Source organism: Paracoccus pantotrophus, assembly GCF_008824185.1.
Taxonomy (GTDB): Bacteria; Pseudomonadota; Alphaproteobacteria; order Rhodobacterales; family Rhodobacteraceae; genus Paracoccus; species Paracoccus pantotrophus.
The window spans coordinates 137,501-156,881 of the sequence record NZ_CP044423.1 but is presented as its reverse complement, the minus strand read 5'-3'; the positions used below and the strand labels follow the sequence as shown (position 1 = coordinate 156,881).

Below are 19,381 nucleotides of genomic sequence, written 5' to 3'. Positions count from 1 at the left end.
CTCAGGCCTTTGTCGCCAGACCGGCGCGCAGCCAGTCGATCCAGGCCTGCATCCCCTCGCCGGTGCGGGCCGAAAGGCGCAGGATGTCAATGCCGGGATTCACCCGCCGCAGATTGGCCTCATAGACCTCGGGATCGGCATCGCAATGGGGGGTAAGGTCGATCTTGTTCAGGATGGCAAGCCTTGCGGCCGTAAACATATCCGGGTATTTCAATGGCTTGTCTTCACCCTCGGTCACCGACAGGATCGCGACCTTGGCATCCTCGCCCAGATCAAAAGCCGCAGGACAGACCAGATTGCCGACATTTTCGATGAACAGCAGCGAGGCCGGTTCCAGCCGCAGCGCATCCATCGCACCGCCCACCATCTGCGCATCCAGATGGCAGCCCTTGCCGGTATTGACCTGCATCGCTCGCGCGCCGGTGGCGCGGATCCGGTCGGCATCGTTCTCGGTCTGCTGGTCGCCCTCGATCACCGCCAGCGGTTGGCCTTCCAGCATCGAGATGGTCCGGCACAGCAACGTGGTCTTGCCCGAACCGGGCGATGAGACAAGGTTGACCGCAAAGGCCCGCAGCGCCGAAAGCACCCGCCGGTTACCCGCAGCCAACCCGTCATTGCGGGCCAGAAGCGAGGTCTCGACCTCGATCAGCCGCTGCTGGGTCAGGCCCGGCACCGACAGACCCGCCGCGCCCGCGCCGTAGTCGTGATGGTGACCATGGCCCGGAGCATGGTCGTGATGATGATGATGATGGTGGTGGTGATCGCCGGAACCATGGTCATGCGCGTGACCATTCGCGGCATGGCTGTGCCCGTGGCCATGGCTGTGATCCCGCGCGTGCTCATGGGCCAGGCCCAGCCGGTGCGCCTCGTCATGGCTGATCTCGCGCCCGTCCACCGTCACCGTGCTGCCGCAACCGCAAATCCCACACATCAGATCACCTCCATATCCCTGATCCGCATTTCGTCCCCCGTCTCGGGCATCAGCCTGCCACCGCCACAGAGGGGGCAGGGCGACAGGCGGTCGTCCAATTCCACCTGTTCGGCACAGTCGAAACACATTGCCCGGCCCGGCAGGTCGATCATTTCCAGGGCCGCGCCCTCGGCCGGGCTGCCGCGCATGACCACGTCAAAGGCAAAGCTCAGCGCGGCCTTTTCCACCCCGGCAAAGCGCCCGATTTCCAGCCGCATCCGGGTCACGCGGGAAAAACCGTGGCGGCGGGCCTGATCCTCGACAATGCCGCGGATCCCTTCGCAAAGCGACATCTCATGCATGGGGTCCGGCCTCCAGATGCAGAGGGATACAGGGATCAAGGATCATGGCAAGCAAAGGCGCCCGGTCCGCCTTGTGCGGCGGAAGTGTCGCAAGGCTGGCCGCCAGCAGCCCGCCCGACATCAGCAGGTGATCGGTGGGCGTGCGGCGCGAAAAGCGGGTCACGATGCCGCCGACCGCCCGCAGCTCAAGCGCGCAGAGACCACGCGAACAGGGCACCAGCGCCGCCCCTTGCGCGATCCGGCGGGGCGGCGGGAAAGCCCCGCGCGACAGGGCGTCGAGATCGACCAGCCGGGCCAACAGATGCACCAGAGGCCCGTGACCATATGCGCCCCGCACCGCCATCAGCAGCGGATGTCCGGCATGGCGGGTGGCAAGGCTGTTCTCGACAGGGCCGTCGCCGAACGGATCCGTCATCGCCGGCAGATCGCTGACCGCCTCACCCGGCGCGAAATGCCCCTGAACCGCCGCGACAAGGCGCGCAAACGGCGCGGGGCCCGCGCTCCATGCGGCCAGATCACCGGGTCCGGGCAGGCCATCCTGCCCGAAAAGCGCCACCCGCAGCGCGCGCGCCCCCGCCTGCCAGCCCTGCGGCAACGCCAGGGGCGCTAGCCCAAGCTGCGGCGGAAGATGCAGGCACAGCCTGGCCAGATGGTCGCGAATCATGTCGCGGCGCAGATCGTCCAGGGGCGGCAGCGGCAGCCCAAGCGCCAGCGCCATAGCCCATTCCTGCACGGACCGGCACAGGCCGAACAGGGCAGGCAGCATCTGCCTGACCTCATCCACCCTGCGCCCCGTCATCAGCGCATCCACCGCCAGCCCCGCCTGCGCCCCCGGCGCAAGGGCAAGCCCTCCGTCGCGGGGCAAAAGGCGAAAGCTGACAGCGGCAGAGATCATTCCGCGCCCCCGGATATCCCCGGATCGTCGCCCTCTGCCGGAGCAGCGGCCAGCCCGCCAGTCAGCAGCGCCCGGCGCGTGGGGCGCGGATCGGGGATCGGCGCATCTGACGCCGGTCCGGCCTCGGATGCGACCTCGGACGGCGGCGCAAGCTCGGCCTCGCGGGCGGCGCGAATCTCGGCGGCGCGGTCGGTCCCGTCACGGTTTTCGGGTTTGAACAGCTCAACCATCACCGCGCGCGCCACCTCGACGGCCTGCAGCTGGCTGGTGAAATCCGCCATCGGCGAGAACAGCGAACAGGCCTTGTAAGGGCCGGTCATCTCACGGCTGTTATGGATGAATTCATATTCGCCCGAGGGAAAGGCGACCACCTCTTTCTCGCCCGCCTTCAGGGCCGACCAGTCCTGATCCTCGCCCGGCAGCCAGATCAGGTTCATGAACCAGGGCGCGATCAGCACCCCCAGAAAGCCGCCCTGCCAGGGACGAAAGGCCAGCGCCTCGACATGCAGCGCCTGATTGATGATCGGCACGTCGCGCATCTTTGCGTTGAAGACCTCGCGGAAGTCGGCGACCAGCCGGGCGCAGCGCCGCTCGATCTCGGCCGCGATCCGCATCTCGTCAGAGCCGGGATCCTCGCGCACGATGAACTGTTCCTTCGGCGCGTCGCAGCCGGGACATTTCCAGTCGGCGGGCAAGGCCGCGAACGGCGTGCCGGGCAGAACCTGCCGGTATTCATCCCCCTCGGCCGGGTCATAGCTGGTCCAGCAGATCTTGCATTCCATGATCGCCTGCGGGCTGATCCGGTCATTGGCGCCCAGATAAGACCCCTCGAACCCGCCCCGTGCGGTCTCGACGCTCATCGGATCGCCCCCAGCACTTCACGAATGCGGCCCGCGCTGTCCGCCAGATCCTCAGGCGCGGCCAGCACCACCTCGGGCATGGCGGTCACCTCGAAGGTATCGAGGATCAGCACATCCATCGAGTTGAAGAACTGCACCCGCCACAGACGATCCTGCGCGGTCGCGGTGATGCGGCAATTGCCATAGCCGCGCGACAGGATGGTCACCGACCCCTCGCCCAGAGCCTGATCGAGCCAGAGCAGATCCTCTTCGGTATGCGGAAGCAGGGTCAGGTTCACCACATGCAGATCACCGGGGCCGCGCCAGGACAGGGATTTGTCCATCAGTTCAGCCAGCAAGGCAGGGGCGTTCACCACCCCCGGCGCGCGCGGGGCCAAGGCCCCGATCGCCGGGCGCTGCGCGTGGAACGCCCGCGTCAGGGCAAGCTGCGGCACGGGCGCGACCTCGACCCGGTCGATCCCCTCGGCCTTCAGCACCCAGACCCCGGCAAAGACGCTTTCCTGCACGGCCACCGCCGGCACGCCGCGCGCGCGCAGCGACACCTCGCCCTGACCCAGCGTTTCCGCCATCAGCGCCCGGTTGGCCGCATCCAGCGCGGACAGATCGAACGACACCGGCGCCGCCCCCTGGGCCACACGATCGCAGGCCGCGGCGATCTCGGCCAGCATCGCCAGCGCGGGCGCCAGAGGCGCGACATTCCCGACCTCGGGCAGATGCATGTCATAGGTGCGCATCCCGGAGGGCAGCGGCAGCCACTCCAGCCCCTCGCCATCGTCGGGCTGCGATCCGGGGCCGAAACCAACAGGGGGCAGGTGAAAATTCTGGGCCATTGTCTTTGCCTTTCAACCCGGCAGCGAGAGGATGTGGCTGGTGCGGACGATGTAATCGTCCCAGTCGCGGATCTTCTCGATCGAGCCAAGATAAGAGGCATCGCGGAAGAACAGAAACCCAGGCGTTTTCAGTGCCCTGTGGGTTTCGCGGACCGTTGCTTCGATGGCGTCATCCACCACGGCGCAATCAAAGGCGTTCTGAAAGGCCATGCGCAGTTCCGGCAGGATCACCGCCGCGTCCACCGTCTCCAAATTGCGGGCGGGGTCGCCCGGAACGAACAGGCAATGCAGACCGGGACGGGTGGTAAACTCTGCGACGTCATGCAGCGAATGCAGGCGTGGCCAGCCGAATTCGGCCTCCAGCCGCGCCAGCAGCGGGTGCAGGGCGCCCCCGCCGGGGCTGTGCAGAATGTGGTGGGAATGGTCATGCATGGGTCAACCCGTTTTGTGGCCTGCGGCCAGCGCCACCTGAAGATGGGACGGAAGCGCCGGGGTGCGACCCTCGAGATCGGCAAAGGCGCCCGAAGCGTCGCCCCCCGCCATGACCGCCCGCAACCCCTGCAATGCCGCCGCGATCCGTGCGGCGCGGTCAGCGTCGATCACCTCATGCGCCGTGCCGAGGAAGGTCAGCACCCAGTCGCCGGCTTGCGCATCGGCGGTCAGGCTGAGGTCGATCAGATCGCCGCCCTCGCTTTGCCCGGCGATGCCGTCGACCTGCGCCAGCCGCATCGGGATGCCCATGCACATCAGCCGGCCCCCGGGAAAAAGCGCGCATCGCCCTCGCGGCAGGCATCAGAGGCGGCGGGGCGGCCCGTCTCATAGGCCTCGCGCCGGATCGCCGGATCCGCAAGCTGGCCCGAGGTCGCGCCCTCGCCGGCCTGAACGCCCCATTCGGCCAGCTTCGCCAGCACAATCTTAATGGCAGGGCCGATCTGCGCGGCCACTTCGGGGCGGAGCCCTCCTCCGTAATCCTCCAGTTCGACCGGCTGGCAGCCGATCAGCATCAGCTGCGCCGGGCAACGCCCCAGCAGCTGGGCGGTGGCGATCACCTCTTGAAAGCCGGTCTGGTGCAGGCTCATTTTTTTGGCGCCCAGAAAGGCCGGAACCTCGGCCCCTTCGACCAGCTTCAGCGTGCCGGGGGGCAGTCCGTAATCCACCGCGTCAAAGACGATCAGCGCGTCGGCTTCTTCCAGAAAGGGCAGCAGATACAGCCCCTGCGTGCCGCCATCAAGCAGCCTCACCCGTTCGGGCAAGGCATGGCGCGCGGCCATCTCTTCGACGCAGCGCACCCCGAAGCCCTCATCGGCCCAAAGCACATTGCCGATCCCCAGAACAAGGATATTTGCAGGCGCTTCCGCTGGCATCTGCCCCCTCCCCGAAGCATTGCTGGCAGGCGGTGCGGTCATGTGCCCCACCCCTATGGGCCGAAAGTATAGCCACCAGTTCCGAAAGCAGAGACAAAAAGTCGCAACCCTCGAAATTCCTTGCAAGATAATGATATAAAAACGAAATCCCGCCAATGCGGGCGGGATTTCGGGATATGGTGCGGCAAGTGACCTGCCGTCTGGCTCTGAAACCGGAAATGATCCTTCCAGTTGCTGCCAGCCGCGTTCAGTCGGGGCGATCATCCTTGAAGGTGCGGTGTCCCGAGATCATCGTCGAGACCATCGACTGGCGCGACATGATGTCTTCGCGGATCGCCACATAGATATGGATGATCATGAAGATCACGATCCACCACATGCCGATATGGTGCAGCGTGTGCAGGCGCTGGGTGTTCTGAACAAGGTCCTGAACCCAGCCGAAGACGGCATGGAACATGCTGTCCTTGCCCGCCCCTTCGGCATACAGCGCAAATCCGGTGACGATCATGAAGGTCAGACCGACCGTCATGAACAGAAACATCGCAAGCTGCGCCAGCGGGTTGTGGCCGACATATTTCTTTGGCTCTTTTTCCAGAAAGAAATACCAGCGCAGCTCGAACAGCAGCTCTGCCCAGAACCGGCGCGAGAAGATCGGCACATAGAAAAGCTGCTTTGCATGGTGGCTGCCGATCAACGCCCAGTAGAGACGGCCGAAAAAGCCGACCGTCAGGATCATCGCGGCCGCGAAATGGGCAAAGCGGATATAGCCGAAGACAAACTGGTCATAGGCTTCGGCGATCTGCATCGAGGGCGGCGGGCTGCCGATCAGCCAGCCGGTCACGCACAGGACCATGATGCAGGCCGCGTTGATCCAGTGCCAGATGCGGACCGGCGCCTCGTAGACATAGACCGAGGTTTGCCGGCTGGCCCGATCGGGGGCGCCCAGGGGGCGGCCCTCGAAGACAGGATCATCGCCGGAATGGATGTCGCTCATGGCATCACCCGGCGGCCATCAGGGCAAGGCCCGCCATGGCGATCCCGGTGCCGGTTGCCGCCTGCACCATTCTGGCCGCCGTGGCGTTCGAGATCGTGCGGGCGATGAAAATGCCGACGATATGCAGCGCCGCCGTCGAGATCAGGAAGCCAAGCATATAGCCTGCCGCATTGCCATGCGCCTCGGTCGCATGAGCATGGCCGTGGCACATGGCGAACAGGGCGATCGCGGCCAGCGAGGCAAAGGTGATCTGGTCGGATTGCCCGCGGCGCGAAAGCGCCGTCAACAGACCGAACGCCACGACCGACAGCACGATCCAGGTTTCCACCATCGGAATCGGGAGCCCGGCCCATGACATCAACGCCCCCACGGCCATCGCGCCCATGAAGGTCGCCGCCCCCAGCCAGAAGCGAAGCGGCAGGACAAAGCCCGACCACAGCCCCACCGCCAGCATCGCCAGAAGGTGATCCGGCCCAAAGATCGGATGCGAGAGCCCGGCCATGAAGCCCGAGGTCTCTCCGACCCCGGTATGGGCCAGAACGGGTGAGCCCATGAGTGCGGCCAGCGCGGCCAGCGTCAGTTTTTTCATTGGATCGTCCCTTTCTCAGCGAATTTTGACGGTGGCAAGCTCGTCGCCATCCGGTGACATGACATGGGTCGAGCAGGCAAGGCAGGGGTCGAAACTGTGCAGCGTGCGCAGGATTTCGACCGGCTCGTCCGGGCGCTCCATCGGCGTGTTCATCAGGCTGGCCTCGAAGGCCCCGATATTGCCCTGACTGTCGCGGGGCGAGCCGTTCCAGGTGGTCGGCACCACGCATTGATAATTCTCGATCCGGCCATCCTTGATGCGGATCCAGTGGCCAAGCGCGCCCCGCGGCGCCTCGGTCATGCCGACACCCTTGGCCTCTTTCGGCCATGTCGAGGGGTCCCATTTCTCGACATTGGCGGTGCTTTGATCGCCATTCTTGATATTCTGCACCATCTTGTCGAAGAAATGCCGCTGCAGGCGCCCGCAATATTCCGATTCCAGCGCCCGCGCCGCCGTGCGCCCCAAAGTCGAGAACAGCGCCTCGAAGGGCAGATCCATGGTGCGCAGCAGGCCATCGACCTGATCCCGGATATCCTCGTGTCCCTTGGCATAGCCGACGATATAGCGCGCAAGCGGGCCGACCTCCATCGCGTGCCCCCGCCAGCGCGGCGCCTTGATCCAGGAATATTTCGCGGATTCATCCAGTTGTTCGATGCGGGTTTTCGTGCCCTTGTGGTTCGGCCCCAGCTCGAATTTCGGATTGGTTTCCCCGTCCCAGGGATGCAGGCCGCGCCCCGGCTCGCCATAGGAATACCAGGAATGATCGACGAATTCCTGCACCTGCTCGGGATCGCGCGGATCGACGTCATGCACCTCATTGAGGTTGCCGTTGATGATCGCGCCGCGCGGCAGGTGCAGCTGCTCGGGCGAAAAGTCGTTCGGGTTTTCGGGGATGTCGCCATAGGCCATGACCGCCTGCGACGACAGCCCACCCCCGTAAAGCCAGCTTTTGTAAAAGCCGCCAATGGCGATCACATCGGGAATATAGACGTTCTTGTTGAACTGGTCGCACAGGTCGATGATCGAGGAAACGAGGTTCAGCCGCTCCATATTGATCGCGCCGACCGATCCGGTGCCGTCGATATTGATCGGACAGGGCACCCCGCCCACCAGCCAGTTCGGATGCGGGTTCTTGCCGCCAAAGATCGTGTGGACCTTGACGATTTCCTTTTGCAGATCAAGTGCTTCCAGATAATGCGTCGTCGCCATCAGATCGGCTTCAGGCGGCAGAAGATAGGCCGGATTGTCCCAATAGCCGTTCTTGAACAGCCCCAGCTGCCCGGATTCGACGAATTTCTTCAGCCGGTTCTGCACATCGCGGAAATAGCCCGGCGATGACATCGGATGCGAGGGCGAGACCATCTGCTGCAATTCGCTGGTCGCCTTGGGGTCGGCGCGCAGGGCATTGACCGGGTTCACCCAGTCCAGCGCATGCAGGTGATAGAAATGCACGACATGATCGTGGATCTCCAGCGCCAGCTGCATCATGTTGCGGATCGAATTGGCATTGTCGGGGATCATGATCCCAAGCGCATCCTCGACCGCACGCACCGAGGTCAGCGCATGGGTGCCGGTGCAGACGCCGCAGATCCGTTCGACAAAGGCCCAGGCGTCACGCGGATCGCGCCCTTTCAGGATCACCTCCAGTCCGCGCCACATCGTGCCGGTCGAGACCGCATTGCGGATAACCCCCTGATCATCCACGTTGACCTCGCAGCGCATGTGCCCTTCGATCCGGGTGACCGGATCCACCACGATCCGGCGCCCGGAATTGTCGAGGGTAAAGCCATTCGGCGTGTTGATCGTCATGGTCTAGGCCTCCACCTTGTCCTGGGTCTTTTTCTGCGCCCGTTTCAGCGCCGAAATCGCGGCATGGACCGCAACGGCCCCACCGACCGCACCCGCCGCAACGCCGCCCAGCTTGTCGGCATTGGCCTCGACCCCGAAAGCCTTGATATTGGTCAGCCGGTCATAGAACGAACCCTGATCCCAGAACCCGTCTTCCGAGCAGCCGATGCAGCCATGGCCCGACTGGATCGGGAACGAGACACCCTCGTTCCAGCGCACGGTCGAGCAGGCGTTATAGGTGGTCGGGCCCTTGCACCCCATCTTGTAAAGGCAATAGCCCTTCTTGGCGTTTTCATCGTCCCAATGCTCGACGAACTGGCCGGCATCGAAATGCGGGCGGCGATAGCATTTATCGTGGATGCGCTGGCTGTAGAACATCTTTGGCCGGCCCTGGCGGTCAAGCTCGGGCATGCGGTCGAAGGTCAGCATATAGGTGATGACGCCGGTCATCACCTCGGCGATGGGCGGGCAGCCCGGCACCTTGATGATCGGTTTGTCCAGAATGACCTTGTGGACCGGCGTCGCCCGCGTCGGATTCGGCGCGGCGGCCTGAACGCAGCCATAGGACGCGCAGGCCCCCATGAAATGATCGCCTTGGCGTCCCTGGCCGCATGGCGCAGCTTTTCGACGAAGGGCTTGCCGCCGGTGATGCAATACATCCCGTCTTCGTTCAGCGGCGGGTTACCCTCGACGGCAAGGATATACTGGCCCTTGTATTTCTGGATGGTGTCCTCGAAGGCGGCCTCGGCGGCATGGCCGGCGGCGGCCATCAGCGTATCATCGTAATCAAGGCTGATCATCGACAGCACGACATCCTTGGCCAGAGGATGGGCCGAGCGGATGAAGCTTTCCGAACAGCAGGTGCATTCCAGACCATGCACCCAGATCACCGGCGTGCGGGGCTTGGTTTCCATCGCATGGGCGATTTTGGGCACGAAGGCCGGGCCGAGGCCAAGCGCCGCCGCGGTCAGCGAGCAATATTTCATGAAACTGCGGCGGGTGATCCCCTGCCGGCGCATGACATCGTAGAAAGTCTCGATTTGCGACAAGACGTCCTCCTCCTCTCAGCCTGGCGGCCCGGCAGCGCGGACCTTCGCGTGGTCTTTCAAGGCATGCCAAGGCAGGGGGGCGCAGGGCAATGACAGAATGTCGCAGATGGGAAATCGCATTTTATGGCGTCTTTTCAATCAACTGCCACAAATCCCGCGTCGCCCGGATGGTCAGGATTCAGCCAGAGGGCGCGCCCGCCGATTACAAGCTTTTCGCCGCAGCCATGCGCTGCGCCGCAGCAACCAGCGCCTGACCGAAAGCAAGCCCGCCGTCATTGGCGGGGATCTGGCGATGCAGCAGGACCGGCAGACCGTCCAGCGCCGCCAGACATTCGCGCAACAGGAATGCGTTCTGCAACACGCCGCCCGACAGGGCCACCGCCCGCGCCCGGCCGCCCTGGACCAGCGCGCGGGCCGGCGCACAGAAGGCACGCGCCAGCCCGGCGTGAAAGGCCCCCGCCATGTCGCCTCGATCGCGCCCGGCCGCCAGATCGGCCGCGGCGGCGCGAAACATCGGCGCGGGGTCGATGATCCCATCCCGGCAGTCAAAGGGATAGGGCGCAGCAGGGCGCGCCATGGCCTCCAGCCGCATCGCGGCCTCGCCCTCGTAACTCTGCGCCCCGGCAAAGCCCGCCAGCGCCGCAAAGGCATCGAACAGCCGCCCGGCCGAGGATGATCGCGGCGCATTCACCCCCGCACCGACCGCCTGCCGCAGAAGGGCGCGGGGCGCGTCGGGGAACAGCCGGTCCGCCACGGCGGAAAGCCCCGCCTGATCCAGACGGGCCAGCGCATTGCGCCAGGGCTCTCGGCTGGCGCGGTCGCCGCCCGGCAGGGGGGCGGGGGCCAGATGGGCGAGGCGCTCGAACCCGGTGTAATCGCCCAGCAACAGCTCTCCGCCCCAGATCGTGCCATCCGGTCCAAGGCCAAGCCCGTCCATCACGATTCCGGCCACCCTGCCCCCGTCCAGCGGCCACAGATTATCGCCAAGGCACGAGGCCAGATGCGCATGATGATGCCAGACCCGCATCAGCGGCTGACCTGCGCCTTCGGCGGTGACCGTCGCGCGATAGCCCGGATGCGGGTCGCAGGCAGCCAGTTCGGGGGCATGGTCGAACAGGGCCGCCAGATCGCGCAGCGTGCGGTCGTATTCCAGCGCGGTCTCGGCATCGTCCAGATCGCCCAGATGCTGCGACACCATCGCCTGACCGTTCTTGGTCAGGCAGATCGCCGCCTTCATCTGACCACCAAAGGCCAGCACCCGCGGCGCTGCGTCAAACCCCGGCGGCAGGGGCAGCGTGCCCGGCACCCGCCCACGGGCGCGGCGGATCACCATCGGCGGCTCGGCGCGCTCGACCCCGTCATCCAGCCGCCGCGCAATCTCGCGGTTGTGCATCAGGAAACCGTCGGCAAAGCGCGCCAGCGCCTTGCGCGCCTCGTCATTTCCGATGACCTGCGGGGCGCCCGAAAGATTGCCCGAGGTCATCACCAGCATCCCCCCGAAAGCGGCAATCAGCAGGTGATGCAGGGGCGTATAGGGCAGCATGACGCCAAGCGCGCGCATCCCCGGCGCCACATCCTCGGGCAATGTGCCCCGGGCGGGCACCAGCACCACCGGCGCCGCCGGGTCGCGCAACAATCGCCAGCAAGCCTCGGACGGCGTCGCATGGGCGCGGATCATCGCCTCGGTCCCCATCAGGGCAAAGGGCTTCGACGGCCGCCTTTTGCGCGCCCGCAACAGCGCCACGGCCCTGGCATTGGCCGCATCGCAGGCAAGGTGAAAACCGCCCAGCCCCTTGACCGCGACGACCTGCCCCGCCTTCAGCGCCGCCACCGCCAATGCGACCGGATCGCCCGCGACCTCTTTTCCCCCGGCCTCATACCACAGGTTTGGGCCGCAGGCCGGGCAGGCGATGGGTTGCGCGTGAAAGCGGCGGTCGGCGGGATCGGCATATTCGGCGGCACAATCGGGGCAAAGACCAAAGCCCGCCATCGTGGTTCGCGCCCGGTCATAGGGCAGTTCGCGCAGGATCGTATAGCGCGGCCCGCAATGGGTGCAGTTGGTAAAGGCATAGCCCTGCCGCCTGCCGGGCGCAAAGATCTCGGCCCGGCATTCCGGGCAGGTCGCGGCATCGGGCGTGACCCGCGTTTCGGCGCCTGTGCCCGCGCTGGCCGCGATGGAAAACCCCTCGGGCATCGCGGCAAAAACCTGTGGCACGGCCTCGATCGCGTCGATTCTGGCCAGAGGCGGCCTATCCGCGCGCAAGGCCGCGATGAAATCGCCGCAATCCTGCGCGACCAGACGGATCAGAACCCCTTCGGCATCGTTCAGAACGTCGCCGCGCAACCCCGCCGCCCGCGCCAGCCGCCAGACAAAGGGCCGGAAGCCGACCCCCTGCACCTGCCCGCGCACCCGGATGGCGAAGCCTTGTTCCATGGTCGGCAAAGTCATATCCGGCAGGCACTCCTTCCTCAATGCACGGTGCACACCATGCACGGGTCAAAGCTGCGCACCACATGCTGCACGCTGAGCGGGGTCGTCTCGCCCGGCTGGACCACAAGCCCCTCAAGCGCTGCCTCGACCGGGCCGGGCACGCCACCGGCATCGCGCGGACTGAAGTTCCAGGTGGTCGGAGCGACGATCTGATACGAGGCGATCCGCCCGCCCTCGATCCTCAGCCAATGGCCAAGCGCACCGCGCGCGGCCTCGACCAGCCCTTCGCCGATCCCGTCGCTGATTTTCAGGGGGCCGGCCATGAAGCGGGCCTCGGGCACGATCCCGCGCGCCAGATCCTCCATCAGAACCTGACTGCGCGCCAGTTCCAGCAGACGCCCCGCCACCCGCGCCAGCACCCCGCCGCCGCCGTTACCATCGCGGACCAGATCCAGCGCCAGCGGATGACCGTCGATCACCTGCCGGGCCAGCGCGCCGGTTTCCATGGTGCGTCCGGCCAGTCTGGGGGCCTTGCACCAGCTATAGGCGGTGTCACGCATATCCTCGTCGGGATCGGTCACACCCTGGGCCGGATGCGCCGCAGGCCCCAGCATCCAGCTATGCGATAAATCCTCGCTGATCGCCGCGATGTCAAGAGGCTGCGCCCCGCCATCCCAGATGCCGGGGGCAAAACCGTGGCCGCCCTCCAGCGGATAGGCGCCAAAGGACAGATAGCGCCCCGAGCCGCGCCCCAGATCCGCCAGATCCAGATCGGCGGCGATGCGCAGGAACAGGCCGGCATCGCCCCCTTGCCATCCCATCAGCGCCGGGACCGAGGAAAGGGCCGCGAAATCCTCGACCGCTGCCCCGAAGACCGTATCTTCCAGATAGCGGCGAAAGGCCGTCAGGCTGGCCAGAATACGCAGCCGGTCGCGTTCGGACGGGGCGCGCGTGACACCACCGGGCTGGATCGCCAGGGTATGCGGCCATTTCCCGGCCATCAGCCCAAGAACATGCATCAACCCGGCCCGCGCCTCGACCGCGCGTTTCAGGGCCGATCCCTCCATCGCCGTGAACCGGGCCACCGCCCGATCATACCAGCCCCGCGCCTGATATTGGGGTCTGGTGAAATCAGGCATGAAGAACAGGTTGAAATGCGTCAGATGGTCCGAGACATTCTCGACCGCGTGGATCAGCGCAGCCATCCGCTCTCCTTGCGGTTCGGGGACCTCGCCCACTGCCATGGCCAGAGCCCGCGCCGCCGCCGCCGACTGGCTGATCGAGCAGATACCGCAAATCCGCGGCACGATGGTCAGCGCGTCGCGCGGATCCTTGCCGGGCAGCATACGCTCGAACCCGCGATAAAGCGGCGAGTTGATCCGCGCCGCGCTGACCCGCCCCTCTGCGATGTCCAGCCGGATCTCCAGATCGCCCTCGACCCGGTTGAACGGACCGACGATCAACTGCCCCAACCCCGTTTCGCCCCCTGCCCCGCTCATCGGGGTTTTCTCAGCGTCGGCGGGGTGACGATACGATCAGCCACGGCATTCTTCGCGATCCGTTCGGGCGTGGCGGCCTTGGACAGCGAGGCCAGCGCCATGAACCAAGCCTTGGGCATATCGGTCGGCAGGCCAACCGGAATGCCGGCGATCTTCGGCGTGGCGGTGAACAGGTGGCGCGGCTCTTCAAATTCCGGCGCGGTGCAGTTGATGCAGGGATATCCGCCGCGCGTGCAACTGCCCTGACCATTCCAGGGCCGGATATTGCAATCGCCCACCGCCTGTGTGCCGATACAGCCCAGATGCTCCATCATGCAGCCCATTTCCGACAATGCGCGCGCGCTGGCCTTGTATTCGTAGAACTCGTTCTTCGGGCAGGCATGATGGACCAGATGATCGGCATAGAACCGGGGCCGGCCAAGCGCATCCAGATCCGAGGCCCCCAGCCTGCCCGCCGCCAGCATCAAAAGCGTCTCGGTCACCCAATCGGGATGGGTCGGGCAGCCGGCGATGTTGATGACCGGCAGACCGGCACGGGCGCGGAACGTGGCCGGCAGGGCGCCGCCGGGATGGGCGCCGTCATATTGCACCCCCACCGCATCCGAGGGGTTGCCCCCTGCCGTGGTCACGCCGCCATAGGTCGCACAGGTGCCCACCGCCACCACATGGGCCGCCAGCGGCGCCAGGTCCCGCAACCAGTCCAGCAACGGACGCCCGGTGCCCGACAGGATCTGATAGCGTCCGGTACCACGCGGCCCGCGCGCGATCGCGCCCTCGACGCAGAGAATATCCAGTGGCACCTCGCCCGAAACAAGGCTGGCCAGAATCCCGCGCACCTCGGCGCCGCTTTCAAGGCTCAGCGCCGGATGCCACAGAAAGGTCAGCCCCGCCCCGGCAAGCAGGTCAAAGACATTCGGCCCCTCGGCACACAGCAGCGACATGGTGCAGCCACCGCAACCGGCGCTTTGCAGCCACAGAATGTTCATGCGTCCTCTCCTGCCAGCGGCAGCTCCAGCCGAAACAGCGCGCCACCACCGGAGGCGGGGCTGTAACTCAGCCTGCCGCCATGATCCTCGGCGATCTTGAGGCTGATCGACAGGCCAAGTCCGGTGCCTTTTCCCACGGGTTTCGTGGTGAAGAACGGGTCAAAGATCATCGCGGCCGTCGCCTCGTCGATGCCCGGACCGTTGTCGTGGATGTCCAGCACGCCACGGCCTTCCTCGCGCATGATCCGCAGGGCGATCTGCGGGGCTGCGGTTTCCGAAACCGCATCCAGCGCGTTCTGCACCAGATTCATCACCACCTGCTGAATATGGCCCGTATGCCCCAGAACCATCACCGGCCCTTCGGCATGGATCTCGGGCACGGTGCTGTGGCCGGCCCCGCGCATGATCCAGAAGGCGGCGGTGCGGGCGGTCTCGACCAGGTCGAAGGCCGCCATCTCTCCGCCCCCGTCCGAGGACAGGCGGCGCAGATCCTCGACGATATCGCGCACTCTTTCGGCCCCCTCGCGCGCGCCCTGCACCGCCTCGCGCAGGTTGCGCAACTCGCGGTCCAGCCGCAATTCCTCCCGCAGGCGGACCAGTTCATCCCTGTCTGCCCCGGCCTGAACCCGCTCGAAATAGGTCTCGAACTTGGCGGCATAGCGTTCCAGCGCATGGGCATTGGCATAGACAAAGCTGATCGGATTGTTCAGCTCATGCGCCACCCCGGCCAGCAAACGCCCCAATGAGGCCAGCTTCTCGCCATGGACCAGCTGCGCCTGAGCGGCCTTCATCTCGGCATGGCTGCGTTCAAGCTGGGCATAGGCGCGGCGCAATTCCCCCACCGGACGCCCCGTCAGCACCAGCCCCTCGATCCGGCCGCGATCATCGAGGCGCGGCGACAGGACCGCCTCGACCGGGGCCGGCTCACGCGAACTCACAAGCGAAAGCTCCATCCGCCCCGGCGCCCGCGTGCGCGCAATCTCCGCAATCAGGGCCGAAAGACCCGCGCGATCCTCTTCGCGCACCAGATCCGCCACGCTCCGGCCGACCAGGGCCGCGACAGGCAGCCCGGTGCAGACACAGGTCGAGGCATTGACCTCATCCACCCGCCCGTCGCGATCCAGCACGATCAGCACATCGGAAACCGAGGTGATGACCGAGGACAGGAACTGACGCAGCGCCTCAAGCTCGCGGTTCTGGGCCTCAAGCCGCTCCTGATGTTCGATCAGCTCGGCATAGGTGCGATCCACCGCAATCAGCACATCGGACCAGGCCGCATCCGTCAGCGCAGCACCCGCCCTGTCGTCCTTTGCGTCCATTGCCCGTGGCATCTGCAATCCTCTTCCCCTCCTTGCGCATCTTTCCATCCTGCATGTCAAGCCTGGTAGTATCCCAAGCCTATGCTGCACCCGGGCGGCGGACTACGACTTATCTGCGCTCGCTGGCCTTCTCGCGGACGCATCAAGCGTCAGGAACCCATCAATTCAATGAAGTGGGGTCATCAATTACCCGTCGACGACTTCCATCACGTTAATGTGACCCCGCCGATCTTGCGTCGTGGTTTCCGCGCAACTGCTTCCGATATGCTTCCGGAGTGTTTTTTGCTCAAATGCAAAAGACCTCCCGAAGGAGGCCTAATGCACTGATATCTATCAGTAATTTTGGTTGCGGGGGTAGGATTTGAACCTACGACCTTCAGGTTATGAGCCTGACGAGCTACCGGGCTGCTCTACCCCGCGCCATTTGCATCGCGGTTTTGCGGTGCTTCTCGTTCTGAGAGATGCTCGCTTCTTTTCAGGTCTGGCGGTGACCTACTCTCCCACGTCTTTTGACGCAGTACCATTGGCGCGACGGCACTTAACGGCCGAGTTCGGGATGGGATCGGGTGTTTTGCTCGTGCTTTGGCCACCAGACCGGAAAAGGAGCGAGATCGGCGTTTTCCGGTTCTTTTGGGAACCTGGAAAGACATTGTCCAAGGATGCTTTTGGAAGAAGGTCTGTCTTCTTCCGGATCAAATCAAGCCTATCGAGCGATTAGTACCGGTCAACTGAACGCATTGCTGCGCTTACATCTCCGGCCTATCGACGTGGTGGTCTTCCACGGCTCTCAAGGGATACCTTGTTTTGAGGGGGGCTTCACGCTTAGATGCCTTCAGCGTTTATCCTGTCCGTTCATAGCTACCCAGCACTACCGTTGGCACGATAACTGGTCCACCAGTGGAACGTTCACCCCGGTCCTCTCGTACTAGGGGCAACTCCTCTCAAGTATCCTACACCCACGGCAGATAGGGACCGAACTGTCTCACGACGTTCTAAACCCAGCTCACGTACCTCTTTAAATGGCGAACAGCCATACCCTTGGGACCTGCTCCAGCCCCAGGATGAGATGAGCCGACATCGAGGTGCCAAACGATGCCGTCGATATGGACTCTTGGGCATCATCAGCCTGTTATCCCCAGCGTACCTTTTATCCGTTGAGCGATGGCCCTTCCACTCGGGACCACCGGATCACTATGGCCGACTTTCGTCTCTGCTCGACTTGTCAGTCTTGCAGTCAGGCTGGCTTCTGCCATTGCACTCGACGAGCGATTTCCGACCGCTCTGAGCCAACCTTCGCGCGCCTCCGTTACTCTTTGGGAGGCGACCGCCCCAGTCAAACTACCCACCACGCAGGGTCCCGGACCCGGATAACGGGCCGCGGTTAGACATCAAGAGTGCGAAGGGTGGTATCTCAAGGATGGCTCCACGGGAACTGGCGTCCCCGCTTCGATGCCTACCACCTATCCTGCACATCGCAATCCTGATGCCAGTGCGAAGCTATAGTAAAGGTGCATGGGGTCTTTCCGTCTAACCGCGGGAAGTCTGCATCTTCACAGACAATTCAATTTCGCTGAGTCCACATTTGAGACAGCGGGGAAGTCGTTACGCCATTCGTGCAGGTCGGAACTTACCCGACAAGGAATTTCGCTACCTTAGGACCGTTATAGTTACGGCCGCCGTTTACCGGGGCTTCAATTCAAGGCTTGCACCTCTCCTTTTAACCTTCCGGCACCGGGCAGGCGTCAGACCCTATACGTCGCCTTACGGCTTCGCAGAGCCCTGTGTTTTTAGTAAACAGTCGCCACCCCCTGGTTTGTGCCCCCCGCCGACAGTTGCCTGCCAACGGGGCCTCCTTCTCGCGAACTTACGGAGGTATTTTGCCGAGTTCCTTAAATGTGGTTCTCTCAAGCGCCTTGGTATTCTCTACCAGTCCACCTGTGTCGGTTTAGGGTACGGTCTTGTGGAGGGCTATTTCCAGGAACCGCTCAGCAGCCCCTCCAATCCGATAAGGAGGAACTACACCTGCGATCCGTCACCATCTCCTGGCCCAGGAATATTAACCTGGTTCCCATCGACTACGCCTTTCGGCCTCGCCTTAGGGGCCGGCTTACCCTGCTCAGATTAGCTTTAAGCAGGAACCCTTGGACTTTCGGCGACAGGGTCTCTCACCCTGTTTGTCGCTACTCATGTCAACATTCTCGCTTCCGATCACTCCACCGGATGCCTTACGGCCCGGCTTCACAGTAAACGCCTGTCCGACCAAGGCTTTCCCAAGGGAAAGCTGAAGTCGGATGGCGTTATATCACGGAACGCTCCGCTACCGCGTGCATAAATGCACACCCAAAGCTTCGGCTCGTGGCTTGAGCCCCGTTACATCTTCGCCGCAAGACCTCTTGACTAGACCAGTGAGCTGTTACGCTATCTTTAAAGGATGGCTGCTTCTAAGCCAACCTCCTGGTTGTTTTGGAAGTCTCACATGCTTTCCCACTTAGCCACGAATTGGGGGCCTTAGCTGTTGGTCAGGGTTGTTTCCCTCTCCACGACGGACGTTAGCACCCGCCGTGTGTCTGCCAGATAGTTCTTCCCGGTATTCGGAGTTTGCTTAGACTCAGTAAGGCTGTGGGCCCCCATCATCCATGCAGTGCTCTACCCCCGGGAGAATTCGTCTGACGCGCTACCTAAATAGCTTTCGCGGAGAACCAGCTATCTCCAGATTTGATTGGCCTTTCACCCCTAGGCACAAGTCATCCCGACCTTTTTCAACAGGTGTGGGTTCGGCCCTCCAGTTGGTGTTACCCAACCTTCAGCCTGCTCATGCCTAGATCATCTGGTTTCGGGTCTGATCCATCTAACTCATGCGCCCTTTTAAGACTCGCTTTCGCTGCGCCTACACCTAACGGCTTAAGCTTGCTAGATAGACCAAGTCGTTGACCCATTATACAAAAGGTACGCCGTCAGGGCGCAAGGCCCCTCCGACTGCTTGTAGGCGTCCGGTTTCAGAAACTGTTTCACTCCCCTCGTCGGGGTGCTTTTCACCTTTCCCTCACGGTACTGGTTCGCTATCGGTCAGCAAGGAGTACTTAGCCTTCGAGGGTGGTCCCCCGATCTTCAGACAGGATTTCACGTGTCCCGCCCTACTTAATGCGTCCGATCAAACTTCCCATACGGGGCTGTCACCCGCTATGGCTGGCCTTTCCAGGCCATTCTGGTCATTCTCACGGCTCGGCTGGTCCCCGTTCGCTCGCCACTACTGGGGGAGTATCTGTTGATTTCCTTTCCTCCGGGTACTTAGATGTTTCAGTTCCCCGGGTTCGCTCTTAAAACCCTATGTATTCAGGTGATAAGTACCTGGTTAACCCAATTGTTGATACCCAAGGGTAACAACAATCGAGTTTCAGGTGGGTTTCCCCATTCGGAGATCCATGGATCAAAGCTTATTCTCAGC

Annotated in this window: 15 protein-coding genes, 1 tRNA gene, 2 rRNA genes and 1 pseudogene (1 of these 19 only partly in view); all 19 read right to left on the bottom strand. The window is 63.8% G+C overall.

What is annotated here, in order from left to right:
* Position 1 precedes the first annotated feature (1 nt).
* Positions 2-931, bottom strand: coding sequence for a hydrogenase nickel incorporation protein HypB (gene hypB, locus ESD82_RS00765; RefSeq protein WP_147428502.1), 930 nt, complete (start codon positions 929-931; stop codon positions 2-4).
* Positions 931-1,272: a hydrogenase maturation nickel metallochaperone HypA gene (hypA, locus tag ESD82_RS00760; RefSeq protein WP_147428504.1), complete on the bottom strand. Its 342-nt coding sequence runs from the start codon at positions 1,270-1,272 to the stop codon at positions 931-933. The genes hypB and hypA overlap by 1 nt, the downstream gene beginning before the upstream one ends.
* Entirely contained in the window at positions 1,265-2,167 is a 903-nt protein-coding gene (locus ESD82_RS00755) for a hydrogenase expression/formation protein HupK (protein ID WP_147428506.1), read from the bottom strand. Before ESD82_RS00755 ends, hypA begins: the two co-directional genes overlap by 8 nt.
* On the bottom strand, positions 2,164-3,027 hold the full coding sequence (gene hybE, locus ESD82_RS00750; RefSeq protein WP_147428508.1) for a [NiFe]-hydrogenase assembly chaperone HybE: 864 nt from the start codon (positions 3,025-3,027) through the stop codon (positions 2,164-2,166). The genes ESD82_RS00755 and hybE overlap by 4 nt, the downstream gene beginning before the upstream one ends.
* A complete protein-coding gene (locus tag ESD82_RS00745; RefSeq protein WP_147428510.1) occupies positions 3,024-3,857 on the bottom strand; it encodes a hydrogenase expression/formation protein in 834 nt (277 codons plus the stop codon). The genes hybE and ESD82_RS00745 overlap by 4 nt, the downstream gene beginning before the upstream one ends.
* 12 nt (positions 3,858-3,869) lie before the next feature.
* On the bottom strand, positions 3,870-4,289 hold the full coding sequence (locus tag ESD82_RS00740; RefSeq protein WP_147428512.1) for a thioredoxin domain-containing protein: 420 nt from the start codon (positions 4,287-4,289) through the stop codon (positions 3,870-3,872).
* 3 nt (positions 4,290-4,292) lie between these two features.
* A complete protein-coding gene (locus ESD82_RS00735) occupies positions 4,293-4,604 on the bottom strand; it encodes a HypC/HybG/HupF family hydrogenase formation chaperone (RefSeq protein ID WP_147428514.1) in 312 nt (103 codons plus the stop codon).
* Complete coding sequence (locus ESD82_RS00730) at positions 4,604-5,221, bottom strand: HyaD/HybD family hydrogenase maturation endopeptidase (protein WP_147428516.1); 618 nt, start codon at positions 5,219-5,221, stop codon at positions 4,604-4,606. Before ESD82_RS00730 ends, ESD82_RS00735 begins: the two co-directional genes overlap by 1 nt.
* 247 nt (positions 5,222-5,468) lie before the next feature.
* A complete protein-coding gene (cybH, locus tag ESD82_RS00725) occupies positions 5,469-6,215 on the bottom strand; it encodes a Ni/Fe-hydrogenase, b-type cytochrome subunit (RefSeq protein ID WP_147428518.1) in 747 nt (248 codons plus the stop codon).
* Positions 6,216-6,219: 4 nt separating this feature from the next.
* Complete coding sequence (locus ESD82_RS00720) at positions 6,220-6,804, bottom strand: HupE/UreJ family protein (protein ID WP_147428520.1); 585 nt, start codon at positions 6,802-6,804, stop codon at positions 6,220-6,222.
* Between the two features lie 15 nt (positions 6,805-6,819).
* Positions 6,820-8,613 carry a nickel-dependent hydrogenase large subunit gene (locus ESD82_RS00715; RefSeq protein WP_147428523.1) on the bottom strand — a complete coding sequence of 598 codons (1,794 nt, stop codon included), beginning with the start codon at positions 8,611-8,613 and terminating at the stop codon, positions 6,820-6,822.
* Positions 8,614-8,616: 3 nt separating this feature from the next.
* Positions 8,617-9,701 (bottom strand): annotated as a pseudogene (locus ESD82_RS00710) (hydrogenase small subunit).
* A gap of 202 nt (positions 9,702-9,903) precedes the next feature.
* Complete coding sequence (gene hypF, locus ESD82_RS00705) at positions 9,904-12,150, bottom strand: carbamoyltransferase HypF (protein ID WP_407672797.1); 2,247 nt, start codon at positions 12,148-12,150, stop codon at positions 9,904-9,906.
* Positions 12,151-12,170: 20 nt separating this feature from the next.
* Positions 12,171-13,604, bottom strand: coding sequence for a nickel-dependent hydrogenase large subunit (locus ESD82_RS00700; protein ID WP_167521709.1), 1,434 nt, complete (start codon positions 13,602-13,604; stop codon positions 12,171-12,173).
* Positions 13,605-13,627: 23 nt separating this feature from the next.
* Positions 13,628-14,617, bottom strand: coding sequence for an NADH-quinone oxidoreductase subunit B family protein (locus tag ESD82_RS00695; protein WP_147428530.1), 990 nt, complete (start codon positions 14,615-14,617; stop codon positions 13,628-13,630).
* Positions 14,614-15,948, bottom strand: a complete 1,335-nt coding sequence (locus ESD82_RS00690; protein ID WP_147428532.1) for a PAS domain-containing sensor histidine kinase — start codon at positions 15,946-15,948, stop codon at positions 14,614-14,616. The genes ESD82_RS00695 and ESD82_RS00690 overlap by 4 nt, the downstream gene beginning before the upstream one ends.
* A 331-nt stretch (positions 15,949-16,279) precedes the next feature.
* A tRNA-Met gene (locus ESD82_RS00685) sits at positions 16,280-16,356 on the bottom strand.
* A gap of 59 nt (positions 16,357-16,415) precedes the next feature.
* Positions 16,416-16,530: ribosomal RNA gene (gene rrf / locus ESD82_RS00680) — 5S ribosomal RNA — on the bottom strand.
* A gap of 99 nt (positions 16,531-16,629) precedes the next feature.
* Positions 16,630-19,381: ribosomal RNA gene (locus ESD82_RS00675) — 23S ribosomal RNA — on the bottom strand (it continues 85 nt past the right edge of the window).